At 61.1% G+C, this 26,361-nt stretch carries 18 protein-coding genes and 3 tRNA genes; 6 read left to right on the forward strand and 15 right to left on the reverse strand.

All coding sequences use genetic code 11. The annotated features are described in order from the left end of the window. Positions 1 to 22: 22 nt before the first annotated feature. Together KSP9073_RS09065 and KSP9073_RS09070 are read right to left on the reverse strand one after the other, a co-directional pair. A complete protein-coding gene (locus tag KSP9073_RS09065; RefSeq protein ID WP_108842630.1) occupies positions 23 to 730 on the reverse strand; it encodes a response regulator in 708 nt (235 codons plus the stop codon). A 52-nt stretch (positions 731 to 782) separates the two neighbouring features. Beyond that, on the reverse strand, positions 783 to 2,456 hold the full coding sequence (locus KSP9073_RS09070) for an ATP-binding protein (protein WP_108842631.1): 1,674 nt from the start codon (positions 2,454 to 2,456) through the stop codon (positions 783 to 785). Between the two features lie 338 nt (positions 2,457 to 2,794). On the opposite strand from KSP9073_RS09070, the gene KSP9073_RS09075 reads away from it, so the two are divergent. After that, complete coding sequence (locus tag KSP9073_RS09075; RefSeq protein ID WP_108842820.1) at positions 2,795 to 4,105, forward strand: 2-hydroxycarboxylate transporter family protein; 1,311 nt, start codon at positions 2,795 to 2,797, stop codon at positions 4,103 to 4,105. A gap of 100 nt (positions 4,106 to 4,205) precedes the next feature. Here KSP9073_RS09075 and KSP9073_RS09080 read toward each other — a convergent pair whose 3' ends face one another. The 4 genes from KSP9073_RS09080 to smc all read right to left on the reverse strand — a co-directional run bounded on the left by KSP9073_RS09080 (position 4,206) and on the right by smc (position 11,724). Beyond that, positions 4,206 to 4,484, reverse strand: coding sequence for a YheU family protein (locus KSP9073_RS09080; RefSeq protein ID WP_108842632.1), 279 nt, complete (start codon positions 4,482 to 4,484; stop codon positions 4,206 to 4,208). After that, the gene (gene ligA, locus KSP9073_RS09085; RefSeq protein ID WP_108842633.1) at positions 4,481 to 6,541 is read right to left on the reverse strand and encodes an NAD-dependent DNA ligase LigA; all 2,061 of its coding nucleotides are present in this window, start codon (positions 6,539 to 6,541) and stop codon (positions 4,481 to 4,483) included. The genes KSP9073_RS09080 and ligA overlap by 4 nt, the downstream gene beginning before the upstream one ends. Before the next feature lie 147 nt (positions 6,542 to 6,688). After that, complete coding sequence (locus tag KSP9073_RS09090; RefSeq protein WP_108842634.1) at positions 6,689 to 7,981, reverse strand: cell division protein ZipA; 1,293 nt, start codon at positions 7,979 to 7,981, stop codon at positions 6,689 to 6,691. Positions 7,982 to 8,223: 242 nt separating this feature from the next. Beyond that, the gene (smc, locus tag KSP9073_RS09095; protein WP_108842635.1) at positions 8,224 to 11,724 is read right to left on the reverse strand and encodes a chromosome segregation protein SMC; all 3,501 of its coding nucleotides are present in this window, start codon (positions 11,722 to 11,724) and stop codon (positions 8,224 to 8,226) included. A gap of 299 nt (positions 11,725 to 12,023) precedes the next feature. On the opposite strand from smc, the gene KSP9073_RS09100 reads away from it, so the two are divergent. The 4 genes from KSP9073_RS09100 to KSP9073_RS09115 all read left to right on the forward strand — a co-directional run bounded on the left by KSP9073_RS09100 (position 12,024) and on the right by KSP9073_RS09115 (position 16,014). Beyond that, positions 12,024 to 12,500 carry a LexA family protein gene (locus KSP9073_RS09100; RefSeq protein ID WP_108842636.1) on the forward strand — a complete coding sequence of 159 codons (477 nt, stop codon included), beginning with the start codon at positions 12,024 to 12,026 and terminating at the stop codon, positions 12,498 to 12,500. Between the two features lies 1 nt (position 12,501). Then, positions 12,502 to 13,137, forward strand: coding sequence for an IMPACT family protein (locus tag KSP9073_RS09105; RefSeq protein WP_108842637.1), 636 nt, complete (start codon positions 12,502 to 12,504; stop codon positions 13,135 to 13,137). A gap of 66 nt (positions 13,138 to 13,203) precedes the next feature. Beyond that, positions 13,204 to 14,835, forward strand: a complete 1,632-nt coding sequence (locus KSP9073_RS09110; protein ID WP_108842638.1) for a gamma-glutamyltransferase family protein — start codon at positions 13,204 to 13,206, stop codon at positions 14,833 to 14,835. Positions 14,836 to 15,048: 213 nt separating this feature from the next. Continuing rightward, a complete protein-coding gene (locus tag KSP9073_RS09115) occupies positions 15,049 to 16,014 on the forward strand; it encodes a tRNA dihydrouridine synthase (protein ID WP_108842821.1) in 966 nt (321 codons plus the stop codon). Positions 16,015 to 16,122: 108 nt separating this feature from the next. Here the strand turns inward: KSP9073_RS09115 and KSP9073_RS09120 are convergent. From KSP9073_RS09120 to KSP9073_RS09160, 9 genes are all read right to left on the reverse strand, one after another. Continuing rightward, positions 16,123 to 16,199, reverse strand: a tRNA-Arg gene (locus KSP9073_RS09120). A 31-nt stretch (positions 16,200 to 16,230) separates the two neighbouring features. After that, a tRNA-Arg gene (locus tag KSP9073_RS09125) sits at positions 16,231 to 16,307 on the reverse strand. A 71-nt stretch (positions 16,308 to 16,378) separates the two neighbouring features. After that, a tRNA-Ser gene (locus tag KSP9073_RS09130) sits at positions 16,379 to 16,471 on the reverse strand. 112 nt (positions 16,472 to 16,583) lie between these two features. After that, positions 16,584 to 16,781, reverse strand: a complete 198-nt coding sequence (gene csrA / locus KSP9073_RS09135) for a carbon storage regulator CsrA (protein WP_108842639.1) — start codon at positions 16,779 to 16,781, stop codon at positions 16,584 to 16,586. 209 nt (positions 16,782 to 16,990) lie between these two features. After that, positions 16,991 to 18,238 (reverse strand): aspartate kinase, encoded by a 1,248-nt coding sequence (locus tag KSP9073_RS09140; RefSeq protein ID WP_108842640.1) that lies wholly within the window; start codon positions 18,236 to 18,238, stop codon positions 16,991 to 16,993. A gap of 30 nt (positions 18,239 to 18,268) precedes the next feature. Beyond that, complete coding sequence (gene alaS / locus KSP9073_RS09145; protein WP_108842641.1) at positions 18,269 to 20,875, reverse strand: alanine--tRNA ligase; 2,607 nt, start codon at positions 20,873 to 20,875, stop codon at positions 18,269 to 18,271. Positions 20,876 to 21,148: 273 nt separating this feature from the next. Next, positions 21,149 to 21,595 carry a regulatory protein RecX gene (locus KSP9073_RS09150; protein WP_108842642.1) on the reverse strand — a complete coding sequence of 149 codons (447 nt, stop codon included), beginning with the start codon at positions 21,593 to 21,595 and terminating at the stop codon, positions 21,149 to 21,151. A gap of 108 nt (positions 21,596 to 21,703) precedes the next feature. After that, positions 21,704 to 22,777 carry a recombinase RecA gene (recA, locus tag KSP9073_RS09155; RefSeq protein WP_108842643.1) on the reverse strand — a complete coding sequence of 358 codons (1,074 nt, stop codon included), beginning with the start codon at positions 22,775 to 22,777 and terminating at the stop codon, positions 21,704 to 21,706. A 150-nt stretch (positions 22,778 to 22,927) separates the two neighbouring features. After that, a complete protein-coding gene (locus KSP9073_RS09160) occupies positions 22,928 to 23,431 on the reverse strand; it encodes a CinA family protein (protein WP_108842644.1) in 504 nt (167 codons plus the stop codon). Positions 23,432 to 23,667: 236 nt separating this feature from the next. On the opposite strand from KSP9073_RS09160, the gene mutS reads away from it, so the two are divergent. Next, on the forward strand, positions 23,668 to 26,220 hold the full coding sequence (gene mutS, locus KSP9073_RS09165) for a DNA mismatch repair protein MutS (protein WP_108842822.1): 2,553 nt from the start codon (positions 23,668 to 23,670) through the stop codon (positions 26,218 to 26,220). Positions 26,221 to 26,361: the final 141 nt, after the last annotated feature.

A 26,361-nucleotide genomic window follows, 5' to 3' on the forward strand; every position in this document is an offset into this window, starting at 1 on the left:
CACACCATGCCAGAGCGGGGCGTTAGTTGACGATGCGCTCGAGCGCCTCGCGATCCAGACAGCGGTAGGAGAACGAGGGCCGCCCGACCTGACCGTAGGCGAAGGATTCGGTGAGCAACCCCAGGTTGGCCAGATATTTAAGGTATTTGCGTATCGACACCCGGGACATGCCGGCCACCTCGGCCAGCCCTTCGGTGGAAAACTCGTCCTGAGACAGTGCCAGAATGGCCTCACAGACCTGCGCCAGACTGTGGGCGGTCAACCCCTTGGGCAGGCCGTTAAGGCGCCGGGGAGCATTACTGTCGGCGCGAAACAGGGTATCCAGCGTCTGCTGATCCACCTGATCACTCAGGATGTCGAGCGCGTCGCGGCGCTGCCGGCAGGCCTCGAGCGCCTCGCGAAAGCGTTTGAACTCAAAGGGCTTGATCAGAAAGTCGTTGACCCCCAGCCGGCGTGCTTCGCGCACGGTCTCGGTTTCCGAGGCGGCCGTAATCAGGATGATATCAGTGTCGATATTACGCTCGCGCAGCCAGCCGGCGACTTCGAGGCCGCTGCGCTTGCCCAGATAGACATCCAGCAGCACCACATCGATGGTCTCGCGTTCCAGCACCACCAGTGCTGTGGTGACGTCGGTGCAGCGTCCCACCAGCTCCATGTCGCCGACCCTGGTGAGGTAGTCGACATTGAGCTTCATGACCATCGGGTCATCTTCTACGATCAGTACTCTCATGCGTGGTTGCTCTTGCACCTGATGAATACGCAGGCCCTGCCGGCGTGTTGGGTCATTGACGTGTCTGCCTGCTCGCTGCATCTGCAGACGAAGCACCGTTGGCAGGGCGATAGGGATAGCTGACCTCGATCAGCGTGCCCTGCCCGGGCGATGAATAAAGCGACAGGCTGCCCTCCACGGCGTCGACCTGTTCGCGGACCAGAAAGAGTCCAAGGCCCCGGCGCTCTCCCTTGCTGGAAACGCCGTGCTCGAAGATGTGCGTCTGGCGTGCCAGCGCAATGCCGGCACCGTTGTCCTGAATCTGCAGCGACAGCGTGCGTGACTCCAGCGCCATATGGATGGCCACTCTGGGGTCATCACTGGTATCGAGGGCCTCGAACGCGTTCTCCAGAAGATTGCCGATGATGCTGACCAGCGCATGCACCGTGGCACCATCACTGGCCGGAGGAATGGGCGTTTCAGCCTCAACGCTCAAGGTAATGCCCTTTTCCCGGGCCTCGCTCTGCTTGCCGATCAGAAAGCCCGCCAGCACCGGTTCACGCACGCGTTCAACGATGGATTCCGAAACCGCGTGGCGGTAGTCGACCAGTTCCTGCAGATACTGCCTCAGCGCCGGCAGGTCCTCGAGCTGAGCCAGCCCCAGAATGACATGCAGCTTGTTCTTGAACTCGTGCGTGGTGGCCCGCAGGGCTTCGGCATAGCGTTTTACGCCAGTCAGCTCCTCGGCCAGCGCCTGCATCTCGTGACTGTCACGAAAGGTCATGACCGCGCCAACCAGACGCCCGTCCGCCTGCATCGGCTGGTAGTTGCCCAGAAAGGACTGCCCTCCCAGCTGCATGCGGCGATTGATCATTGCCCGGTCACTGAGCACCTGATGCGCCTGATGACTAGCGGGCAGCAGCACCTCGAGCTTCTCGCCCACTCTGATGTTGTGGACGCTGATATCTCCCAGCAGTGAACGCGCCGCAGGATTGATCAGCGTGACATGCGCGTTGGCATCCACGGCGATCACCCCTTCGTGGATGGCGTCCAGCGTGACGCGTCGCTCGGCCACCAGTCGGGCAATATCGTCAGGCTCCATGCCCATCAAACGCCGACGAATGGTGCGTGCCAGCCACGCCGAGCCCAGCCCCCCGATGACGAGAATGGCCAGAAAGAGAAACAGGAGCCGCTTGTGGGAGGCCGCCCGCAATGGCGCCAGATGAGAGAGCGTTACCCCAACGGACACCGCACCGATGATATCACCGGCATCGTTGTGTACAGGGGCAAAACCACGAATGCTGGTGCCCAGTGTGCCGATGGCAGTTGAAGCGTAGCGCTTGCCCTGCAGCGCAGGTCCCTCATCGCCGCCGCGAAAATGATGGCCGATCCACTGCCGGTTGGGATGGGTCAGTCGAATGCTCTGCGGGTCGACAATGACAATGAAATTGACGTTGAGCAGTTCCCGCAGCGCTTCCATGCGTTGCTCGATGTCGGAATTTGACGAAGGGGGAGCATCGCTGGTCAATGCCTCGATCACTTCGCGGCTGCGGGACAGGGTGGTGGCCACATTGACCACCCGGTCCTGCTGGACACGCGTAATGCCACGCCAGAGCTGATCGCTGAAGACGCCATAGGCCACGACCAGTGACGCCATGATGGTGATAAAGGCCAGCAGGGCCGCCAGGGTATTCAGGCGGACCGGTGATTTACGCGGCCAGGGGTATTCATTCACGTTCGGGGGCATGTCCTGTCATGGGTCACTGCAGGGACCGGTAGATGGCGTTTGGGCCATTGTGCCAGAACCCGGCCATGTCTCGTCGCCTTCGCTGCCCGAGGCATGCGACCAAAGAAGAATAAACCTTGGTGTTATTTCATAAGGTATCGGCTTGTGACCGAACACGGCACAACGTTTTCATTAGTTTCAAAAATATTTTTTTAATTCATAAAGCTTGGTCATGGGCGGCGTGTCCGTAATCCTCGCGTCAGCCTGTCAGGGGTCCGTTTAATTCATCGCGATGCTGCCCTGGCACAGCATACCCGTTCTCCCATCCGTTTTTGATCGACACACAACAGGTCATTGCCATGTCACAGTCTGACACTGCGAGGGCAGCCCACACCCCCGCCACGACGTCCGTTGCCTCCTGGCGCATTTTTGGACTTTCCCTCCCCCTTTTCGCCGTTGTTCTGGTCGTACTGATCGCCGCCATGATGCTGGATGCCCTTCCGACCGGCATGATCGGCGCCCTCGCGGCGATGATGGTTCTGGGGGAGCTGCTGGGATTTGTCGGCGACCGCCTGCCTATCGTTAAAAGCTATCTGGGCGGGGGCGCCATCCTGGCCATCTTTGGCGCGGCGGCGCTGGTCTATCTGCAATGGCTGCCGGAAAGCGTCAGCGACAATGTCACTGACTTCATGAAAGGCGGCGGCTTTCTTAACTTCTATATCGCGGCCCTGATCACCGGCAGCATTCTGGGCATGGACTCGAAGGTGCTGGTCAAGGTCGGTACCCGCTTTGCCCTGCCGCTATTGTGCTCGGTGCTGTTTGCGGCACTGTTTGCGATGGGCGCAGGGCTGCTGCTGGGCTTTTCGCCCCAGGACGCCGTGGTCGTCATCACCCTGCCCATCATGGGCGGTGGCATGGGTGCAGGCGCCGTACCGCTGAGCCAGATCTATGAGCAGCTGCTGGGCCAGCCGGCCAGCTATTACATCTCGATTCTGGTGCCGGCGCTGGCGCTGGGCAACGTCTTTGCCATCATTATTGCCGGACTGCTCAACGGGCTGGGCAAGCGCGTACCGTCGCTGACCGGCAACGGTCAGATGATGCCGGGTGTTGAAATCAACGATCATGAAACCGCCCCTGACCTCAGCAAGCTGGGCGTTGGCATCATTGTCGCCCTGAGCTTTTATATTACCGGTGAGATCCTGGGCACCGTGATTCCGCTGCACCCCTACGCCCTGATGATCATTCTGGTTGCGCTGGTCAAGATCAGCGGCCTGCTGCCCGACAATGTTACCGATGCCGCAGCCCAGTGGTTTCGCTTTGTGGCCAAGAACTGGACCTTCGCGCTGCTGTTCGGTATTGGCATTGCCTATACCGATCTGGGACAGGTGATTGACGCCATCTCCATCACCTACGTCCTGATTGTTCTGGCCGTGGTCGCAGGCGCCGCCTTCGGCGCCGGACTGGTCGGGCGTCTGGTGGGCTTTTATCCTATCGAATCCGCCATCACGGCCGGGCTGTGCATGGCCAATATGGGCGGCACCGGTGATGTGGCGGTGCTGTCGGCAGCCAACCGCATGCAGCTGATGCCCTTTGCCCAGATCTCTTCTCGTCTGGGGGGCGCACTGATCCTGCTGCTTTCAAGCGTGCTGGTGCCTCTGCTGTTCGCCTGATCGTCAACGGCACCCCGTGCCCGGGGCCAGCCGGACAACAAAACGCCGCTCCCGAAGGAGCGGCGTTTTTTTATGCGTTGATTGCTGTCGGCCAGAAGCGCTACCAGTCGCCCTCCTCTTCATCATCGGCCACCTGGCGGCCAAAGGCGCGCCACTGATCCAGCGTCATGACCTCGGTCAGCTCGGTTTGCAGATCGTGCACGATCAAAAGCTCACCGCGCTCGAGCTGAGCGCTGACCTCGCCAATCCAGCCGCGCTCGCCCTCGCCGGTATCGGTCGTGTCATAGCCCTGCCGGGTGACGAACTCGGCCAATAGCCGGTTCAGCGTGTCCGCAGGCAGCATGCGCGAAGGGACTTCCACGAATCTTCCACTGCTCATGACGCGTTCTCCGATGATGGGGCACTTTCAAGCTGGTTCAAAAGCGCCAGCAGGGCCTGTTCACTCATGACCTCAACGCCCAGCTGCCGGGCCTTTTCAAGCTTGCTGCCGGCTGCCTCACCGGCGACCACGGCGTGCGTCTTTTTCGAAACGCTGCCGCTGACCTTCGCGCCCAGCGCCACCAGCCGCGCTTTCGCCTCATCGCGCGTCAGCGTCTCGAGCGTGCCGGTGAGCACCCAGGTCTGTCCGACCAGCGGCTGTTCGCGCTCACCGACCTCGACTTCTTCCCAGTCGATGCCGACGCGCATCAGGTCCTCAATCGTTTCGCGGTTATGCGCCTCGGCAAAAAAGTTGTGAATATGGCCGGCCACGATCGGGCCGATATCGGCAACAGCTTCCAGCGCTTCCCGCGAGGCGTCCATGATCCGCTGCAGCTCGCCAAAGTGCAGCACCAGCGCATTGGCGGTCGCCTCACCGACCTCCGTGATCCCGAGTGCATAGATAAAACGCGCCAGCGTGGTATGCCTTGAGCGCTCAAGCGAGGCCACCAGATTATCGGCCGATTTCTGCGCCATACGCGGCAGCTCGGCAAGCTTCACCGCCTCGAGACGAAACAGGTCGGCCGGGGTGGTCACCCATTCGTGCTCGACCAGCGCATCGATCAATTTGGTGCCCAGCCCGTCGATATCCAGCGCTCGGCGGCTGGCAAAGTGCTTGAGTGCCTCCTTGCGCTGGGCGGGACAGAACAGCCCACCCGAGCAGCGGGCATCCACCTCATCACCCAGACGTTCCACTTTTGAATCGCAGACCGGGCACTGTTCGGGCATTTCGATGGCTTGCGTATTCTCCGGGCGGGCCTCGAGGACCACACTGACAATCTGCGGAATGACATCACCGGCGCGACGGATGATCACGGTGTCATTGATGCGAGCATCAAGGCGTTCGATCTCATCCATGTTGTGCAGTGTGGCGTTCGACACCGTCACGCCTGCCACCTGTACGGGCTCAAGGCGGGCCACCGGCGTCAGCCGCCCGGTGCGCCCGACCTGGAAGGTGACATCCCGAATCACCGTGGTCTGCTCCTGGGCGGGGAACTTGAATGCCATTGCCCAGCGCGGCGCGCGCGACACAAAACCAAGCTCGCGCTGGGCGCGCAGATCATCGACCTTGAGCACGGCGCCGTCGATGTCGTAATCGAGCTGCTCACGGCGCTTGCCCATGCCCTCGCAGAAATCGATCAGCCCATCGGCGCCCGTGACCACATTGATCTCGGGGCTGGCGCGAAATCCGAACTCACGAAGCTGCTGCATCAGTGCCGAGTGACTGGGCTTGAGCCACGCCTCATCAATACGGGCCACCTGATAGGCGCAAAACTCCAGCGGCCGGGCGGCGGCAATCCCGGGGTCGAGCTGACGAAGGCTGCCGGCGGCGGCATTACGCGGGTTGGCAAACACCTTGCTGTCTTTTGCTCTGGCGTCGTCGTTGAGCTTCTTAAAGCCGGAGTGGCTCATGTACACCTCGCCGCGTACTTCAAGAAGTGCTGGCAGGTCGTCGCCCAAAAGCCTGAGCGGAATGGATCTGAGCGTGCGCAGGTTGGCCGTAATGCCCTCGCCGGTACGCCCGTCGCCGCGGGTCGCCCCCTGTACCAGCAGACCGTTTTCATACACCAGCGACACTGCCAGCCCATCCAGCTTGGGTTCGCAGCAAAACCGGATCGTTTGCTCGTCGGTTTCAAGCCGCTCGGCCACTCGGCGGGCAAAAGCACGCACTTCCTGCTCGTCAAAGGCGTTATCCAGCGACAACATGGCCACGGCGTGCTGCACCTCGGGAAACCCATCAGCTGGCGGCGCCCCCACACGCTGGGTCGGAGAATCCGGCGTTACCTGCTCGGGATGCTCGGCTTCAAGCGCCTGAAGCCGTCGCAGCAGGTGATCATAATCGACATCGGGGATGCTCGGTGCATCCTCTACATAATAGCGATAGTTGGCCTGCTCGAGCTGCGCGCGAAGTGTTCTGATCTCATCAATAACCGGGTCAGCGCTTTTTTTTGCACACATGGCAGTGATTTGTTCCGTTTGACATGACCACCGGTGACCGGTGGCCGCAACATGGGTCAGCCTGCAGCGACAGGACCCTGATAGACGGCCCTGAAATGATCAGGGGGCCCGAAGGCCCCCATGACACGTACGGCATTGCTCGCCGCCCTAATGGGGCTGATGGTGCAGCCGCCAGCGACGTTCGAACTCATGCACCCGTTGACGGGCAAACTCGACGGTCTGCCCGGTCATGACGCTGTGGTTTTCATCCTTGAGCTCGCCGCCCAGGTTACGCACCAGCACCATGGCCGTTTCAAACATGGCTTCAAACGCCTCGCGCGAGGATTCGGCGCTGGGCATCGGCATCAAAAAGGTCACCCCGGGCGTGGCGTCTTCTTCCATGACCTCCAGATCGAAGGTGCCGGGCTTGACGACGTTGACCATCGAAAACTGCAGCGGGCTCTGGCTGGACTCGGTCTCAAAGCGATGGAAAACACCGCGCTCATCGAGTCTCAGGCCGCAGGCCAGCACCAGCTGAAGCAGGTCGGGACCATGAAAGCCGTCCTCATCACGGGACATGACGCTGATGACCACGATCTCTTCAGCGTCTTTCAGGGCCGTACGCGCCGATTCTCCCTCGATCATGCCACGCGCGGCACGCTCCAGGACCGGATGGCGTGATGCCCAGCGTGCGCTGTCAAACTGCGAACGCGATGCCGGCATTTCCTCGGGCGACGGCGCCTCATCAACGGGCGCCATATCCATCTCATCGAAGTCGACATCATCGCGTGGCGGATCACGACGCTCGTGTCGTGCAAACAGCGGATCATCCTCGTCAAACGCTTCCTCGCGAGCAACCGGACGCGCCGGCGCCTTTTCACGGGATGGCGTGTCACGAGGTGCCTTTTCGCGAGCAGGCTCTGCGGCGCGTGCATGCTTGCGCGATTCACGCAGGCCTTCACCAAACGCAAAGACCGATTTCAGCCGACGAGAAAATTCGTCACGACGACGCGGTGGCAGGTCATCCATCATATCGTCGTCATGATCATGGTCCAGCCGATCGTCGACCTCACGCGGATCATGACGTTCACGCGAGCGAGAGGCCGGCATGTCGCGCTCGTCATCGACCTCATCATCAATGTCTTCATGATGGCCACGATCAGGATCGCGATCCCGGTCGCGTTCGACATCCTGATCCCGTGCCCCAGGGTCAGGGTCATCAAAACGATCATCGTGCTCTCCCGGGGAGATCACGCGGGCGCCACCGTTGGGCAGCTCCCAGCTCATGCGCTCTTCACGCTCGACATCCTGCTGATCGCGTGCCGGTGTACTGGTGTCGATATCTCGTGAAAGGTCCATGCGCAGGCCACGTCGTTGCCGCTGCAGGCGCCGTACACCGTCCACCAGAATAATGGCGACGAGAACCAGCCCCAGGATAATGAGCCACTCTCTCAATTCCATGTAATCATGCCTGTTGTTGGCACCATGCCAAACCCGGGCATGGCGCGATCGCCTTTCGAATAAATGGACGAGTGTCTTTCACAGCCCTGAACATGCCTCTGTCGGCGTGAAAGCTGTCGTCCGATGACAGCAATATGACGTCAATAACCCATATTACGCAATCGCCCTTCGATTATATCCCTGCGAGACTTCCCGCCGCCAGGATCCGGCATTCAGGATCCCGCCAGCGTTGACCCGTGACGTCATGCTTCTACAAGCTCGGCGGCTTCCTCCACGCCCACCGACACCAGGCGAGACACGCCCGGCTCCTGCATGGTGACACCCATCAGGCGGTCTGCTGCCTCCATGGCAATCTTGTTGTGTGTAATGTAGATAAACTGCACGTTTTGCGACATCTCGCGAACCAGTTTCGCATAACGCCCCACGTTGGCGTCGTCCAGCGGGGCATCCACCTCATCGAGCATACAAAAGGGTGCCGGATTGAGCTGGAAGATCGCAAATACCAGAGACAGCGCCGTGAGCGTCTTTTCTCCCCCGGAGAGCAGATGAATGGTGCTGTTTTTCTTCCCCGGCGGCGTTGCCATGATGGCCACCCCGGTTTCCAGCAGATCATCACCGGTCAGCGTCAGCCAGGCCGCGCCGCCGCCAAACACACGCGGGAACAGCTCGCCCAGACGCTCGTTGACCTCTTCAAAGACCTTTTTAAAGCGTGTCCGTGTTTCCTGATCGATCTTTTTGATCGCCTGAGTCAGGGTATCGAGCGCCTCGGTCAGCTCGGCATGCTGCCCCTGCAGATAGTCGCGACGCTCAAGCTGCTGCTCATACTCTTCGATGGCGGCCAGGTTGATGGCCCCGAGCCGGCGAATCTTGTCGCTGACCGATTCCAGCTCCTCCTGCCAGACCTGCTCGGAGGCCCCGGCGGCCAGCCCTTCTGCCAGAGTGGCGCTGTCGTGGCCAAGCTCCACGACCTGCTGCTCCTGAGCCTCTGCCTTGAGCCGCAGGGCCTGAACGTCCATGCGCTCGGCTTCAAGTTGCTCACGCAGGGTTTCAAGCTCGCGTTCATGCCCCTGACGCTTTTGTTCCAGCTCTCGCATGGCATTGCCAATGGCGCTGGCTTCATCGCGACATTCGTTAAGCAGCTGTTCCTCGCGGGTGCGCTGATGGAGCGCCTCATCAAGGGATTCGCGCAGCATCTCCAGCGGCTCAAACGCTTCTTCACGCTGCTCGCGCAGCATCTCGCGCTTCTCTTCAAGGCGCGTGCGCTGATCACCGGCGCGGGCACGCTGGCCTTCGATGCCCTGAAGCTCGGTACTCAGACGCTGACGTTCAAGCTCCAGCGTATTGATGGCCTCTCGTGCCGGCGCCAGGCGTGCATTGACGGCCTCGCGCGCCTCTCGGGTGTCACGGCGCGCTCGCTCAAGCTGCTGACGCTGGGCATCGTTGTCTTCCACGGTCTCAAGCGCCTGATCCCACTGCTCGCGCGCCTGCTCATGGTTCAACCGATGCTCCTCGAGCTGTTCACGCATGAGCGCAAGCTCTTCTTCCAGCTCGCTGTCACGGCTTCTCAGGTGTTCAAGCCTGGTCCCCAGTTTTGAGGCTTCCAGCGCCAGCGTCTGACGCCCCTGCTGCTGCTGACGCTGATGCGCGTAGAGGGTTTCCAGCGCCTCGCCGTCCTGGGTGCGCTGGCCGCGCAGCTGTTCGATCTGTGCCTCGCGCTCGGCCATTATCTGCTCAAGCTCGGCAAGCTCCAGATCAATGCGATCACGGCGCTGACGATTGGCCACGACACTGCCGGTCTTTTCATCGCCGCTCTGAAGGTGCGCCCAGTGACGGCCCAGCCAGAGCCCGGACGGTGCAATCACGCTCTCGCCGGCCGCCAGATGTTCACGCTCACGCCAGGCACCGGCATCATCCTCGGCCGTGGTGACTCGCGCCAGCAGCGCACTCAATGGCTCGGCACCGGCCACCCTGGCGGCCAGCGAGCCTTCAGGCGCCACTGCTGCCGGCGCATTTTCATCGAGCAGGGTCAGCGCTCCGCCCGGCAACGCCTGCAACACTGCCTGAGCGTGCTCACCATCGACCACCCGCGCCGCCAGCCAGGGACCAAGCACCACATCGACAGCGGCCTCCCAGCCGGTCTTGACGTCAAGCCGTTCGGCAAGCTGTGGGGCGTCGGCCAGATCGTGGGCACTCAGATGGGCATCAAGCGCCTCATCGCCGCTGTCCAGTGCGGCCCGAATCAGGGCTTCAAGCGATGCGCGCTCGCCCTGAAGCGCACTGCGTCGGCTCTGGTGCTCATCCCGTGCGGTGGCCAGCGTCTGAAGCCGGGCTTCCACATTCTCGAGCGCCTGTTTCAATTCAAGCCTTCGCGACTCATCACTGTCGATTTCGAGATCAAGCTCGGCAAGCCGTTCGGCAACCATCTCGCGCTCTTCTACCAGCGCGTTCTGTTCGGGCAGCTCGTCACGCTGTTTCTGGCGCTGGGCGATACGCGTGTTGAGTTCATTGATGACGGCTTCAAGGCGTCGCACCTCGCTCTGGGCACGTTCGGCGCTACGCGTGGCGTTTTGATGCTGTTCGCTGAAGGCCTCCCAGGCCTCGAGCGCGGCCTGCTCGCGTTCAGAGGCATCTTCAAGCCCGGCCTCGACCATCTCGAAAGCCTCGCGCGCAGCATCGAGTTCAGGTGTCAGTGCCGTCAGGCGTGAGGTGATGTCCTGATAGCGCACGTCATCTTCACCGGCCAGACGAGCAAGATCGGTCAGATCCCGATCAATGGCGGCAATGTCGGCCTCGCTTTGCTGCTCGCGCGCCCGGGCACTTTCAAGCTGCTGCTCCATTCGAGCGATGGCGGCACCGGTGTCATAAAAGGCGCGCTGGCGTGTATCCAGTGTCTGGGCCAGATCATCGTGTTGACTGCGGGACTGCTCGAGACGATTTTCGCTTTCGCGCATGCCCAGCACGTTACGCTCGACGCTGTTTTCCAGCTCGCGAACCCGGGTGTCGCGCGTTTGCTGCTGATCACGAAGAGCGCGGGCACGAATGAGGGCCAGCTCGCCCTTGAGACGATGCTCGCGCCCTTTCAGCTCACGGTAGCGTTTGGCGGCCTCAGCCTGTCGCTTGAGGCGTTCGAGCTGCTTGTCGAGTTCTTCGCGAAGGTCATCCAGGCGCTCAAGATTTTCGGTGGTGCGGCGCATGCGATTTTCGGTTTCGCGGCGACGCTCCTTGTAGCGGGAAATGCCGGCCGCCTCTTCAAGTGTCGCACGCAGCTCTTCGGGGCGCGCCTCAACCAGTCGGGAGATCATGCCCTGACCGATGATGGCGTAGGAACGTGGGCCCAGCCCGGTCCCCAGAAAGAGATCGGCGATGTCGCGACGGCGGCATTTCTGGCCATTGAAGAAATACTGGGACTGCCCGTCACGGGTGACCAGCCGGCGTACGGCAATCTCGGCGTACTGCGCCCAGGCGCCGCCCAGCTTGCCTTCGCGATTATCAAAAATCAGCTCGATCGAGGCCTGCCCGACCGGCTTGCGCCCGGTCGAGCCATTGAAGATGACATCCGCCATCGACTCGCCACGCAGGTACTTGGCCGAGGACTCGCCCATCACCCAGCGCACGGCATCGATGACATTGGACTTGCCACAGCCGTTGGGGCCGACAATAGCGGTCATGTCGGTATCAAAGGGGACTGTCACCGGGTCGACAAAGGATTTGAAGCCGACCAGTTTGATCGATGTCAGGCGCATTCCAGTGGATAGCTCCGGGAACAGGTCAATCGGCGGGTGCCAGGCGGCGACACATCGGGGTCGCAGGCGCCGGACAGCGCCGCGGCAAAGCGCGCCACTCTACTACGATTGGCAGGCTTTCTCCATGTCAATGACTACCGTCACCGTATGGTTTCGGTTACCTTTGAAAGGTTGCCCGTGACACTGTTTGCATACCTGCCCGCCAGGGTGATGTTCGTGTCACGCGCCCCTTGCGACGACGCATCATGTGTCGCCGGTCATGTGTCAGCCCATTGGATGTCCCTTAAGGGAGTTGCCTTATGTCAGCCCATACCGAGCCACGCTTTTTGCACCGTATGCCCAACATTCCGCTGGTCGAGGATGCCTGGGAAGAGATCGATGCCAACGAGCTGGTGGATGTCCCGCTGCTGGGCACCGTCTCGGCTGGCATGCCGATGGAAGTCTGTGCCGACAATGAAACGGTGCGCATTCCCTCGCGCATGGTGCGACGTAATACCTATGCCCTGCGGGTACGTGGCGACTCGATGATCGACTGCAACATCCATGACGGCGACATCATCATTATCGAAAAGCTCGAATCCGCCGAAAATGGCGAGACGGCCGTGGTGCTGATCAACAATCAGGAAGTCACCCTTAAAAAGGTCTACATCGACAAGTCAGGTGTACGCCTGCAGCCGGCCAACACCACCATGCCGCCGATCTATCTAAAAAACGACGACATTCAGGTGCTGGGGCTGGTGATGGGTGTGGCCCGCCGCCCGGCCAATGCCGCCTGACATGCGCTACCCCATTCCCTGTCTCGACAATGCGCCCTGGCTTGAAAAGAGCCTTGAGGTACAAAAAAGCCGCTTCATCGCACGCGTTGCTCATGTGACCACGCCGGAACAGGCCCAGCAGTTGATCGACCAGGCACGTATTGATCATCCGGACGCTTCACATCACTGCTCGGCCTTTATCGCCGGCCCGCCGGGGGAGCAAAACGCCATCGGTTTTTCCGATGATGGCGAGCCCGGCGGCACGGCCGGACGTCCCATGTATCAGGCGCTGGAAGGCAGCGGCCTGGGGCAGACGGCCAGCGTCATCATCCGCTATTTTGGCGGCACCAAACTGGGCACCGGCGGACTGGTACGCGCCTACTCGAAAGCACTGCTTCAGGCGCTTGAAAGCCTGCCCACCCGTGAATATGTCACGCGCCGCCCGCTGTGGCTGACCACGGATTTTGCACTGGAACACGAGCTGCGCCGCTGGGCCGAGCTCAATGACGCCCCTGTCGATCAGGCACTGCACGACGCCGATGGCGTCATGATCACCCTTGCCTGGCCAATGGATCAGACCCCCGATCTCGAGGGGCTCAATTCGCGCCTCAAGGGCCGACTGATCTGTCACGATGAGCGCCCGGGAACCCCGGCCTGATGGCCGCGCCGCCGACATTTAACCAATAACAATTGCGCCATCAGCGTGGCTGGCAAAAGAGGCCTCATGCATCACGTCTTTTCACACCATAATCCCTATCCTTCCTGTCGCAGTGCGACCTATGCCCGCCACGGCATGGTCGCGGCCTCGCAGCCCCAGGCCGCTCAGGTCGGGCGCGACATTCTGGCCGCCGGTGGTAATGCCGTCGACGCTGCCATTGCCACGGCCGCCGCGCTGACCGTGGTCGAGCCGACCGGCAATGGTATTGGCGGCGATGCCTTCGCTCTGGTATGGATGCAGGATGAGGATGGAAGCGGCCAGCTGCATGGCCTGAATGCCAGCGGCGTCTCTCCGAAGGCGCTGACCCGCGAGGCCGTGATCAAGACTGGCCATGAACAGATGCCGCTTTATGGCTGGACGCCGGTCACGGTCCCCGGCACCCCTTCGGCCTGGGCGGCGCTGTCCGAGCGCTTTGGCAGGTTGCCCTTTGACGCGCTGCTGGCACCGGCCATTCAACTGGCCCGCGAAGGCTTTCCGGTGTCACCGGCGATCAGTGAGCAGTGGCAGCGCGCCGAAAGGCGCTTTCGACCGACGTTCACCGACCCTGCCACGCAGGAATGGTTTTCACTGTTCACCCCCGAAGGGCATGCCCCACAGCCCGGTGAGTTGTTCAAAAGTGAACGTCACGCCGCGACGCTTGAATCGCTGGCACAAAGTCGCTGTGAGAGCTTCTATCGCGGCGAGCTGGCCGAGAAGATCGATGCCTTTTCACGCGCCACGGGCGGCTATCTGCACGCCTCGGATCTGGCAGCGCATCAGGTCGAGTGGGTCGACCCCATCAGCGTGAACTATCGTGGCGTGGAGGTATGGGAGATTCCACCCAACGGTCAGGGCATTGTGGCGCTGATGGGTCTCAACATCATGAACGGCTTTGATGACCTGCATGCCCGCGATGACATTACCGTGCTGCACCGCCAGTGTGAGGCCATCAAGCTGGCCTATGCCGACGGCCATGCCTTCGTGACCCATGCCAAACACATGACCACCCGCATCGAGGACCTGCTCAGCGAGCGCTATGCCACCGGCCGCCGTAACGAGATCACCGAGACCGCCATGACGCCGGCCCCCGGTGCGCCGCATGCCGGCGGCACGGTCTATCTGGCCACCGCCGATGGTGAGGGCAACATGGTCTCGTTCATTCAGAGCAACTATCACAACTTCGGCTCGGGCGTCGTGGTGCCGGAGACCGGCATCGCCCTGCACAACCGCGGTCACGGTTTCAGCCTTGAAGCCGATCACGTCAATGTGGTGGCGCCGTCCAAGAAGACCTTTCATACCATCATTCCCGGCTTTTTGACTCAAAACGGCCGGGCGCTTGGCCCCTTCGGTGTGATGGGCGGCTTCATGCAGCCCCAGGGGCACATGCAGGTGGTCATGAACCTGCTCGACTTCGGCCTCAACCCGCAGGCGGCGCTGGATGCCCCGCGCTGGCAGTGGACCGGCGGGCGCCGAATCAGCGTGGAGCACGGTTACCCCACCCACCTGCTGCGCGAGATGAGCCGTCGCGGCCACGAGATCGACTACGCGTTTGACCTGACCGGCTTCGGCCGCGGCCAGATTATCCTGCGCGACTCGGCCACCGGCATTTTATGCGGGGGCACCGAGCCGCGTACCGACTCGGCCATTGCGGTGCTCTGAACGTGTAGCGGCCAACCACCTGTTGTTCTCTCGTGACCACCGGCGGCGTCTGCCACCGGTGAAAACGTGCGCGCCGCTTGTCATTGTGATCAACATGCCTATGATGGCGGCGCCAGTCACGACTATCGCGGACCCTCAGCCATGCCAGCCACGCCCTTTTGTGTTTCCACGGCCGACGCCTCACCCCGGGCCGGCCTGATCGGTCTTGCGCCCATGGAGGGCGTGATCGATGCCCTGACCCGTGAGCTGCTGACCGAGCTGGGGGGATTCGACTGGAGCGTGACCGAATTCGTACGCGTGACGGATGCCCGGCTGCCACCGCGGGTCTTTCAACGCATCTGCCCCGAGCTGGATCGCAACAGCCGTACACCCAGCGGCACGCCGGTCTATCTGCAGCTGCTGGGCGCTCAGCCTGACAAGCTCGGCGAGAATGCCCGGGTGGCCGCGGCACTGGGGGCACCGGTCATCGACATGAACTTTGGCTGTCCGGCAAAGACGGTCAACCGTCATGACGGAGGCGCAGCCCTGTTGCGCACGCCAGAGCGTGTTTATCGAGCCGTACAGGGCGTTTATGGCGCCCTTGAAGGCACCGATGTCCCGGTGACCGCCAAGCTGCGTCTCGGGTTCGAGGACAAGACTCTGGCCCTGGAATGCGCACGTGCGGCAGAAGATGGCGGCGCCAGGCGCCTGGTGGTGCATGCCCGCACTCGTCGCGAAGGCTATCGTCCGCCGGCGCACTGGGAATGGGTCAGCCGCATTCGCGAGCAGGCCGGCGTGCCGGTCGTGGTCAATGGCGATATCTGGACACTGGAGGCGTACTGGCAGGCCCGCGAGGTGAGCGGCTGTCAGGACGTCATGCTGGGACGGGCGGCACTGGCGGATCCATGGCTGGCAAAACGCATTCGTCACTGGCAGCTCACCGGCGAGCGTCTGCCGGACACGCGCTGGCAGGACCGCAGCGCCCTGCTGGCCGCCTACGTGAAGCGCATTGACCCGGCCCTGCCCTCGAAGGTCGTGGTGTCGCTTTTAAAGCAGTGGCTCAACATCATGCGCCAGCACGACCCGGAAGCAGGCGTGCATTTTCAAAGGCTTCGCCGGATTACGGCGCTTGATGAGTTCATGACGGCCCTGCAGAAAGAGGTATCGCCTTCGGAAGCCGAGGCGTCCTTCTCATCCTGAGCAGCTGAACCGAAAAAAAGACGTGCCCTGGCGCCGATGACAACGGCGCGGGAAATATAGCGTTAAAACGCAGAAAGCCCCGTCCGAGAAGGACGGGGCTCTGAAATCTGGCGCGCCCGGGAGGATTCGAACCTCCGACCCCCTGATTCGTAGTCAGGTACTCTATCCAGCTGAGCTACGGGCGCAGATAAAACAATTTCCAATTTTGTGTGCTGATGGCGCGCCCGGGAGGATTCGAACCTCCGACCCCCTGATTCGTAGTCAGGTACTCTATCCAGCTGAGCTACGGGCGCAACAAAAGTACAGCAGTTTGAATGTCACGTTCGCCGGTCAGGGCGGGCCTTTCGACATTCAATACCGATGATGGCGGAGAGAGAGGGATTCGAACCCTCGATAGGGCTATAAACCCTATACTCCCTTAGCAGGGGAGCGCCTTCAGCCACTCGGCCATCTCTCCTCGATCGGTACGGCGCGCATATTACCCGGTTTGCGCTTACCTGTCCAGCCTCAAGTCAAAAATTCTTTCGATTCAATATATTTGGCTGGATGGTAGCGAAGGCGCGCGCTTTTCAGACAGGATCGTTCTCGCTGTCAATATCACTCTTTTCCAGCTGGATGCGCTGATAAATCTCTTCGCGATGCACGGAAACATTCTTGGGCGCGTTAACCCCCAGACGGACCTGATTGCCCTTGACGCCGAGCACGGTCACGGTAATTTCATCGCCAACCATGAGTGTCTCACCCACGCGGCGAGTCAGGATGAGCATTGCGACCTCCTTTTCATTGCTGCTTCCCTATACATATATGCATATAGATCGTGCACCGGACTGATTTAAGCGGGGCATTATGCGACAAGCCGAACCACGATCCAACCTGTGTTATCCCGACCGCTTCTCATCACCGGTACACGATCACTGGTTCAGTGTGGCAGAAAGCCTCACAAGCACCAGCATATGACGTGGTATTACCGTGTTTTTTAGTGTTCTTCGCTCACATCGGCCTTATCAAGACCAAAAGCGGTATGCAGCGAGCGCACGGCAAGTTCGAGAAACTTCTCATCAATAACGACAGAGATCTTGATCTCTGAGGTCGACACCATGCGAATGTTGATACCTTCATCGGCCAGCACTCGAAACATCCGGCTGGCAACGCCTGCATGTGAGCGCATCCCTACCCCGACCAGCGACACCTTGGCGATCTTGTCATCTCCGCGCACCTCGCCCCCGCCCAGAGACGGAATGACCTGCTCCTGCAGGATGCGCTGTGTCTGACGAAAGTCATTTTTCGCCACCGTAAAGGTGAAATCGGTGTAACCACCCGTGGGGGCGACATTTTGCACAATCATGTCGACTTCAATATTGGCATCCGAAATCGGCCCCAGAATGCGCGAGGCAACGCCGGGCACGTCGGGCGTACTCAAAACGGTCAGCTTGGCTTCATTGTTATTGAAGGCGATACCCGAGATCAGTGGCTCTTCCATGTTGGAAATCTCTTCATCTGCAGTAATCAGGGTTCCCGGGCCATCCTCGAAGGAGGACAAAACGCGCAGCGGGACGTTGTACTTGCCGGCAAATTCGACGGCACGGATCTGAAGCACCTTGGAGCCGAGACTGGCCATCTCCAGCATTTCCTCGACCGTAATGCTTTCCAGTCGACGTGCCTTGGCGCAGACGCGTGGATCAGTGGTATAGACGCCATCGACATCGGTATAGATCTGGCACTCATCGGCCTTGAGGGCGGCAGCCAGTGCCACCCCGGTCGTATCGGAGCCGCCGCGACCCAGCGTTGTGATGTTGCCTTCGCTGTCGACGCCCTGAAAGCCTGCCACGACCACGACCTTTCCCTCATCAAGGTCAGCACGCAGCTCGTCGGTCTCGATCTGCTGAATACGAGCACGGGTATGAGCACTGTCCGTGCGAATGCCAATCTGGGCACCGGTATAGGACGTTGCCTTGACGCCCAGCTGGTGCAGGGCCATGGCCAGCAGCGAAATCGTCACCTGCTCACCGGTGGACACCAGCATGTCCATTTCGCGCGGCGTGGGTTCTTCATTGATCTGTGAAGCCATTTCGATCAAACGATTGGTTTCACCGCTCATGGCTGACACCACCACCACAATCTGGTGGCCCTGATCACGAAATCCCTTGACCTTCTCGGCTACCGCCTTGATTCGCTCGACGCTGCCTACCGAGGTGCCGCCGAATTTTTGTACGTAAAGCGCCATAGATGTCCCTTTGGTTGGTGTATTGAACCGTCACCCTTCAAGTGTTTCGGAAACCCACTGACGCGCTGCCTGCAGGGCATTATCCACGCCGCTGACGTCGCTGCCGCCGGCCTGGGCCATGTCGGCACGACCGCCACCACGCCCGCCTACCATCGGGGCGATGGCACTGACGAGACTGCCGGCGCTGAGTCGATCCACCAGATCCTTCGTGACGCCGGCGATCAGATTCACCTTGTCATCGCTGGCGACGGCCAGAACGATCACACCGGAACCGAGCCGGTTTTTCATTTGATCCATAACACCACGAAGCTCCTTCGCGCCCACGCCTTCAAGCTGACGAATCAGAACGCGCACACCGCCGATCTCTTCTGCCGCGTCCAGCAGGTCATTGCCCGCCTGACTGGCCAGTTTGGCCCGATTGCGCTCAAGTTCGCGTTCGAGCTCACGATTGCGTTCCAAAAGCGTGCTGACCCGTGATTCAAGCTGATCGGGCCGTGCACGCACCTGGTCGGCCAGGCGCGATACCAGCGCCTGCTGGTCGCAGAACCAGCGCAGCGTCGCATGGCCGGAGATGGCCTCGATTCGACGTACGCCTGCCGCAACGCCGGTCTCGCTGACCACCCGGAACGGTCCGATATCGCCGGTACGCATCACGTGAGTACCGCCACAGAGCTCGATGGAGAAGTCATCGCTGCCCATGGTCAGCACGCGCACGCTCTCGCCATACTTGGCCTCAAACAAGGCCTGAGCACCCAGCTTGCGCGCCTCATCCAGTGTCATCAGCTGTGTGGTCACCGGTGTATTGGCCATGACCTGCTCATTGACCATGGCCTCGACGCGCTCGAGCTCATCAGGTGTCATGGCCTCGTTATGGCTGAAGTCAAAGCGTAGCCGCTCATCGCCCACCTGTGAGCCCTTCTGCTGCACATGGGTGCCCAGTACGCGACGCAGGGCTTCATGCAGCAGGTGCGTGGCCGAGTGATTGCGCATGATGGCGTGACGGGTCGGCACCTCGACACGGGCCTCGACTCTGGCCTGCGCGGGCAGGACGCCTTCACTGACCTCGCCCAGATGCACAAAGTGCTGGCCACGCTTTTGCGTGTCGCGCACGTTGAACACGGCGCCCGGCAGCGTCAGGGTACCGCGATCGCCGATCTGTCCCCCGGACTCGGCGTAGAACGGTGTCTCGTCCAGTACGACGGCGCCACTCTGGCAGGCTTCGAGCTGATCGACCTGCCGGCCGTCGTTATCAAGCAGGGTCAGCACCTGTGCTCCCGAGGCCAGACGCTCGCGCCCGACAAACTCGGTGGCACCATCAAGATCGATATCGGCCTCGATGCGCGCTCCGAACTGACTGGCCGCGCGGGCACGCTCGCGCTGTGCTTCGAGCTCGCGCTGAAAGCCGGCTTCATCAAGGACAATGTCACGCTCGCGAGCAATATCGGCGGTCAGGTCGTAGGGAAAGCCGTAGGTGTCATACAGCTTGAAGATGGTCTCGCCATTCAGCTCGTTGGACTCGAGATCGGCCAGCGCCTCATCAAGCAGGCGCATGCCATGGTCCAGCGTGCGGGCAAACTGCTCTTCTTCCTTGAGCAGCACCCTTTCGATCTGCTCCCGACGTGCGCGCAGCTCGGGATAGGCCTCACCCATCTCTTCATCCAGCGCTGCCACCAGACGGTGGAAAAAGGGTTCACGCACGCCCAGCTTGTGACCGTGACGAACGGCGCGGCGGATGATACGGCGCAGCACATAGCCACGGCCTTCATTGGAGGGCATGACGCCATCCACGATCAAAAAGGCGCACGAGCGGATGTGGTCGGCAATGACGCGCAGTGATGGCTGATGAATATCGTTTTGGCCGGCAATGTCGGCAGCAGACGCCAGCAGGCGCTTGAAAAGGTCGATCTCGTAGTTGGAATGGACGCCCTGCATGACCGCGGCGATACGCTCAAGCCCCATGCCGGTGTCGATGGAAGGACTGGGCAGTGGCGTCATGTTGCCCTGAGCATCACGGTCATACTGCATGAAGACCAGGTTCCAGATCTCGATGTAGCGATCGCCATCTTCATCGGGGCTTCCCGGAGGGCCACCAAAGACGTCCGGTCCATGGTCGAAAAAGATTTCCGAACATGGGCCGCAGGGTCCGGTTTCTCCCATCTGCCAGAAGTTGTCTTCATCCAGGCGCGAGAAGCGCTCGGCGCTGACACCCACGTCGTTGAGCCAGATATCGGCGGCCTCATCGTCACTGACATGCACCGTGACCCAGAGTTTCTCGGCAGAAAGGCCCAGATTGACGGTCAGAAACTGCCAGGCGTAATGGATGGCCTCGCGCTTGAAGTAGTCGCCAAAACTGAAGTTGCCCAGCATTTCGAACAGGGTGTGATGGCGCGCGGTATACCCGACGTTGTCCAGGTCGTTGTGCTTGCCGCCGGCACGCACGCAGCGCTGCGCCGACGTGGCACGCACATAGGGCCTGGGGTCACGCCCCAGAAAGACATCCTTGAAAGGCACCATACCGGCATTGGTGAAAAGCAGCGTGGGGTCGTTGTCCGGTACCAGCGAGCTGGAAGGCACCTGGGTGTGGCCGTGCTGTTCAAAAAAATTCAGAAATGCTTGTCGTATGTCGGCGCTTTTCATGGGCTTCCCGTAAACAATGGGTCAGGTCATTTGAATGAGGCAACGAGCGATGCATCAAGCGAAGGGTGCATGGCAACCGTCGCCTGTCGTCAACATGCGCCTCGAGGGGTGACCCTCATGGTCTTCCGGTCTCGCCTGTAGGCATGCGACAGGGGCAGGCTCACGGCAAGACGAATTTTGGCGGCTTAATGTATCAGTATGTCGCCTTGTGGTGCGACAGTCCTCATGTGCTCCATTTTGCCTCATGCCGGGCGTGACTGCGAAGTCGAAGGGTCATGAAGGCCAGGCCAGCCGCATGGCATTGTTGCATTGCTGACCGTCAAACCCACGCGATGCCAGAAAGCGCTGGCGTTTTGCCCGGGCCTTCATGTCCTCTCCGGGGCCCTCAAAGCGTCGCCTGAGCGCCTCGGCGGCCAGTGACGTCCAGTCGGCATCGCTGTCTTCCAGCGCCTGAGCAATCATGTCGCGCTCAATGCCCCGCCCGCCCAGTTCTGCGCTGATCTTGCGCGGCCCCTGCAGGCGCGCGATGCGTGAGCGAACAAAATGCTCAACAAAACGGGCATCGGACTGAAAATCATCTTCAGCAAGACGATCCAGCAGCGCATTGACCTCATCTGGAGCATGCTCATGACGCAGAAGACGTTCCTCGAGCTCACTGCGGGTGTATTCGCGCCGGGCCAGCAGCGCGATGGCCTCTTCATAAGGCGTTTTTTGTGACATCACTGCCCTCTGCGTTTCATGTCCATTAAATCGAAAAGGGGCACGCTCCATGAGCGTGCCCCTTTAGATACCACAGTCAGCTGAATACTATCGTCAGAAAGTAGCGACCTACAGAAGCTCTTCGCCGTTGGCATCAGCATCTGCTGGTGCTTCTGCCTCTTCCGCCTTTTCTTCTTCCTTCGATTTCGGCGTCGCCAGCAGCTGACCGCGGATCGCGTCCTCGATCTCCTGCATCACCGCCGGGTTGTCTTCAAGATACTGGGCAGCATTGGCCTTGCCCTGCCCGATCTTGTTGCCCTTGTAGCTGTACCAGGCGCCAGCCTTGTTGACCAGGCTGCACTGAACGCCAAGGTCAACCACTTCACCGGCATGGTAAATGCCCTTGCCGTACATGATCTGGAACTCGGCCTGACGAAACGGCGGGGCCACCTTGTTCTTGACGACCTTGACGCGGGTTTCATTGCCCACGGCTTCATCGCCCTGCTTGACCGAACCGGTACGGCGAATGTCCAGACGCACGCTTGAGTAGAACTTGAGCGCGTTACCGCCGGTGGTCGTTTCGGGGTTACCGAACATGACACCGATTTTCATGCGGATCTGGTTGACGAACATCACCATGCAGTTGGCATTCTTGATGTGTCCGGTCACCTTGCGCAGCGCCTGAGACATAAGACGCGCCTGAAGGCCAACGTGAGAATCGCCCATTTCGCCTTCAATCTCGGCACGCGGTGTCAGTGCAGCGACCGAGTCGACCACGATGACATCCACACCGCCAGAGCGGACCAGCATGTCGCAGATCTCGAGTGCCTGCTCACCGGTATCGGGCTGCGAGACCAGCATGTCATCGAGATTGACGCCCAGCTTCTCGGCATAGGCGGGGTCGAGTGCGTGCTCGGCATCGATAAACGCACAGGTCTTGCCCTGCTTCTGCGCCTGAGCAATCACTGACAGGGTGATGGTGGTCTTGCCCGAAGCCTCGGGCCCGAAAATCTCGACGATACGCCCATAGGGCAGCCCGCCGATGCCAAGGGCAATATCAAGCCCCAGCGAACCGGTCGAGACGGCGGGAAGGGCCACGCGGGGCGTGTCGCCCATGCGCATGACCGCACCCTTGCCGAACTGACGTTCAATCTGGGACAGCGCTGCGTTAAGCGCCTTGGAGCGATTGTCATCCTGTGCCATGTTGGCCCTCCTGTCGGGTCAGCCTGACGCTGATACGCCATTAAGCTGTATGCTTATCCAGTATTTTAAACCAAAAAAATGATCTGTCACATCCTTTTGGTGACTTATTTCATCATACGACCATGACGCTCGGTTCAATACAGGGCGGCATTAGTCAAAGGGGCGCTCCTGCAACCGCTCGATAAGGCCCTTGAGGGCCAGGGCGACCGCTTCACGACGTACATCAAGGCGCTCGCCGTTAAGGCGATAACATTGAGCCTGGCTTTGGGTAGCATTGCCCCAGGCCAGCCACACGGTACCGACCGGCTTGTCAGGCGTACCGCCTCCGGGGCCCGCCACGCCGCTGATCGCCACGCCCAGGTCCGCGCCGCTGTCACGACAGGCACCGCGCACCATTTCATGCACCACGGTTTCGCTGACCGCGCCGAAAAGTTCCAGCGACACCGAAGACACCCCCAGCAGTCGCTGCTTGGCACTGTTGGCATAGGTGATATAGCCGGTTTCAAAACATGCCGAACTGCCGGCGATATCGGTAATGGCGCGCGCCACGCCGCCACCGGTACAGGATTCGGCGGTGGTCAGCACCACACGCTGCTGCTGACAGAGCATGCACAGCCGGCTGGCCAGCTCCTGTATGCCTGATGCTGTTGCCATGACGATTCCTGCCCGTTACATCCCATTCAGATAGATCCATGGTACTCGATTGCCCCTCGAAAGGGACATGACCTGCCCGCCATCATTCCCTCTGCAAAAGAGAGACATCCACTGTCTGCACTATAGCAATACAGGCAAGGGAGCGGATCATGATAATCTCACGCCCTTTCACCTCACATGTCATTGGACAGGGTCAATTTCACGTGGCAGGCAAGACCGAGTCCCAACCGACGCCGATGATGGCGCAGTATTTTCGTATCAAGCGCGAGCACCCCGACGTGCTGCTCTTTTACCGCATGGGAGATTTCTATGAACTCTTTCATGACGATGCCAAACGAGCGGCGTCACTGCTGGATATCACGCTGACCGCACGCGGCACCTCCAACGGCGCCCCCATTCCCATGGCCGGTGTGCCCTACCACAGCGCCGAAGGCTATCTGGCGCGTCTGGTGCGCATGGGCGAGTCGGTCGCCATCTGTGAGCAGATCGGTGACCCCGCCACCGCCAAGGGCCCGGTCGAGCGCCGGGTCGTGCGTATTGTCACGCCCGGCACCCTGCATGATGAAGCGCTGCTCGATGAGCGCCGCGACAATCTGGTGGCGGCCCTGCATGGCAACAACGACCACTGGGGACTGGCCTGGCTCGAGCTTTCCAGCGGGCGCTTCAGCGTGCTGGAAGTCGAGGGAGAAGGCGACATGCTCGCCGAGCTGCACCGGCTTGATCCTGCCGAGCTTCTGGTCATGGAAAGCCTGCGCCTGCCCGAACGGCTTGATGGTCGCGCCGGTCTGCGCCGCCAGAGCGACTGGCATTTTGATCTCGACACGGCGCGGCGCCTGCTCTGTGATCAGCTACAGGTCCAGAATCTGTCGGGATTTGGCTGCGACCATATGACCCGGGCGCTGACGGCGGCCGGTGTCCTGATCGACTACGTGCGCGATACCCAGCGCACCGCGCTGCCGCATATCACCGCCATTGGCGTTGAAAATCGTGACGAGTCGGTCGTGATTGATGCGGCCAGTCGACGCAATCTGGAAATCGACCAGAACATGGCCGGCGGGCAGGACAATACGCTGGCCTCGGTGCTGGACACCACTGCCACCCCCATGGGCGCGCGGCTGCTGCGACGCTGGCTCAATCGCCCGCTCCGGGATCATGACCAGATTGCCGCACGCCAGCAGGGGGTCATGCTGCTGGGCGAAGAGGCTCACGTTGAATTTTTCAACGATATTCTGCGCGGCATCGGGGACATCGAACGTATTCTGGCGCGCGTGGCCCTGCTCAGTGCCCGTCCGCGCGACCTTGCAAGGCTGCGCGATGCCCTCAATGCCCTGCCCACGCTGGCCGAGCGGCTGGACGTCATTTCGCGTGGCAGCGTGCTGGATGATCTGTCCCGCCATATCGTGCCCTACCCCGAGCTTGCCGATACGCTGACCCGGGCGCTGATCGACAGCCCACCTGTCGTGATCCGCGATGGCGGTGTCCTTCGCGAGGGTTTTGACGAAGAACTCGACGAGTTCAGGGCACTGCAGGAAAACGCCGGTGACTACCTGATCCAGCTGGAAACGCGTGAGCGCGAGCGAACCGGTCTTGCCGGACTCAAGGTCGGCTACAACCGGGTGCATGGCTATTACATCGAGATCCCGCGTGCTCAGGCACGGGAAGTCCCCGCTGACTATATCCGCCGCCAGACGCTCAAGAATGCCGAGCGCTTCATCATCCCCGAGCTCAAGACCTTCGAGGACAAGGCGCTCTCGGCACGCACCCGTGCGCTGGCGCGTGAAAAACTGCTCTATGAAGGTTTGCTCGAGTCGCTCAACGCAGAACTGGGGGCACTGACCCAGACGGCCCGGGCGCTGGCGACCCTGGATGTGCTGCACGCCTTTGCCGAGCGGGCGCAGAGCCTGTCACTGGTGCGCCCGGTACTGCGCGAGGCCCCCGGCATGACCATCCGGGACGGGCGTCATCCGGTGGTGGAGCACGTTTCGAACCACCCCTTTGTCCCCAACGATCTGCATTTTGATGACGACACCCGCATGCTGATCATTACCGGCCCGAACATGGGCGGTAAATCGACCTTCATGCGTCAGAACGCGCTGATCGCCCTGTTGGCGCATACCGGTTGCTTCGTGCCGGCCGGCAGCGCCGAAATCGGCCCGATCGATCGCATCTTTACCCGTATCGGTTCCTCGGATGACCTGGCGGGCGGGCGCTCGACCTTCATGGTCGAAATGACCGAGACCGCCAGCATTCTCCATAACGCGACCGACCACAGCCTGGTGCTGATGGATGAGATCGGCCGCGGTACCAGCACCTTTGACGGCCTGTCGCTGGCCTGGGCTGCCGCCGAGCATCTGACCGGCACGCGCGCCTTTACACTGTTCGCCACGCACTACTTCGAGATGACCAGCCTGCCCGAACAGGCCGAGGGCGTGGCCAACGTGCACCTCAATGCCACCGAGCACAACGAGGGCATCGTTTTCATGCACCGGGTGGAGCCAGGCCCTGCCAGCCAGAGCTACGGGCTACAGGTGGCGCAGCTTGCGGGGGTTCCCCGCGCCGTCATTGCCCGAGCACGTGAAAAGCTCATGATGCTGGAAGCCCAGGAACTGGAGCGCCCTGCATCGCCGCTACAGTCCTCGATGCAGGACACGACACCGCCGCAGCAGAATGACCTTTTTGCCAGCCCGCCGCACCCGCTGGTCGAGGCGCTTGAAAAGCTTGATCTGGATGCCCTGTCACCGCGAGAGGCTCAGGAGTGGCTGTACCAATGGCGCGATAAAATACGCTAACGGCGGTTACCGCCCGAACGGAGCGGCGGCTTTGCTCACAAGCGGCTTGTCCCCGGGCGGGCGGGCCTTCTAGAATAAGCCCCCTTTCGTGGGCCGCCCCACACCCCTTTTCAACACTGCCTGTCCCGGCATGGGCAGTGA

It is taken from the genome of Kushneria phyllosphaerae, assembly GCF_900312995.1.
In the GTDB taxonomy this organism is placed as follows: domain Bacteria; phylum Pseudomonadota; class Gammaproteobacteria; order Pseudomonadales; family Halomonadaceae; genus Kushneria; species Kushneria phyllosphaerae.

Excerpts from the sequence above, each read along its gene's own strand:
- alaS (WP_108842641.1), bottom strand. The coding sequence starts at position 20,875 with ATGAAAAGCGCCGACATACGACAAGCATTTCTGAATTTTTTTGAACAG.
- mutS (WP_108842822.1), top strand. The coding sequence starts at position 23,668 with ATGATGGCGCAGTATTTTCGTATCAAGCGCGAGCACCCCGACGTGCTG.
- KSP9073_RS09075 (WP_108842820.1), top strand. The coding sequence starts at position 2,795 with ATGTCACAGTCTGACACTGCGAGGGCAGCCCACACCCCCGCCACGACG.
- smc (WP_108842635.1), bottom strand. The coding sequence starts at position 11,724 with ATGCGCCTGACATCGATCAAACTGGTCGGCTTCAAATCCTTTGTCGAC.
- recA (WP_108842643.1), bottom strand. The coding sequence starts at position 22,777 with ATGGCACAGGATGACAATCGCTCCAAGGCGCTTAACGCAGCGCTGTCC.
- KSP9073_RS09080 (WP_108842632.1), bottom strand. The coding sequence starts at position 4,484 with ATGAGCAGTGGAAGATTCGTGGAAGTCCCTTCGCGCATGCTGCCTGCG.
- KSP9073_RS09090 (WP_108842634.1), bottom strand. The coding sequence starts at position 7,981 with ATGGAATTGAGAGAGTGGCTCATTATCCTGGGGCTGGTTCTCGTCGCC.
- KSP9073_RS09150 (WP_108842642.1), bottom strand. The coding sequence starts at position 21,595 with ATGTCACAAAAAACGCCTTATGAAGAGGCCATCGCGCTGCTGGCCCGG.
- csrA (WP_108842639.1), bottom strand. The coding sequence starts at position 16,781 with ATGCTCATCCTGACTCGCCGCGTGGGTGAGACACTCATGGTTGGCGAT.
- KSP9073_RS09070 (WP_108842631.1), bottom strand. The coding sequence starts at position 2,456 with ATGCCCCCGAACGTGAATGAATACCCCTGGCCGCGTAAATCACCGGTC.
- KSP9073_RS09100 (WP_108842636.1), top strand. The coding sequence starts at position 12,024 with ATGTCAGCCCATACCGAGCCACGCTTTTTGCACCGTATGCCCAACATT.
- ligA (WP_108842633.1), bottom strand. The coding sequence starts at position 6,541 with ATGTGTGCAAAAAAAAGCGCTGACCCGGTTATTGATGAGATCAGAACA.
- KSP9073_RS09160 (WP_108842644.1), bottom strand. The coding sequence starts at position 23,431 with ATGGCAACAGCATCAGGCATACAGGAGCTGGCCAGCCGGCTGTGCATG.
- KSP9073_RS09140 (WP_108842640.1), bottom strand. The coding sequence starts at position 18,238 with ATGGCGCTTTACGTACAAAAATTCGGCGGCACCTCGGTAGGCAGCGTC.
- KSP9073_RS09110 (WP_108842638.1), top strand. The coding sequence starts at position 13,204 with ATGCATCACGTCTTTTCACACCATAATCCCTATCCTTCCTGTCGCAGT.
- KSP9073_RS09065 (WP_108842630.1), bottom strand. The coding sequence starts at position 730 with ATGAGAGTACTGATCGTAGAAGATGACCCGATGGTCATGAAGCTCAAT.
- KSP9073_RS09105 (WP_108842637.1), top strand. The coding sequence starts at position 12,502 with ATGCGCTACCCCATTCCCTGTCTCGACAATGCGCCCTGGCTTGAAAAG.
- KSP9073_RS09115 (WP_108842821.1), top strand. The coding sequence starts at position 15,049 with ATGGAGGGCGTGATCGATGCCCTGACCCGTGAGCTGCTGACCGAGCTG.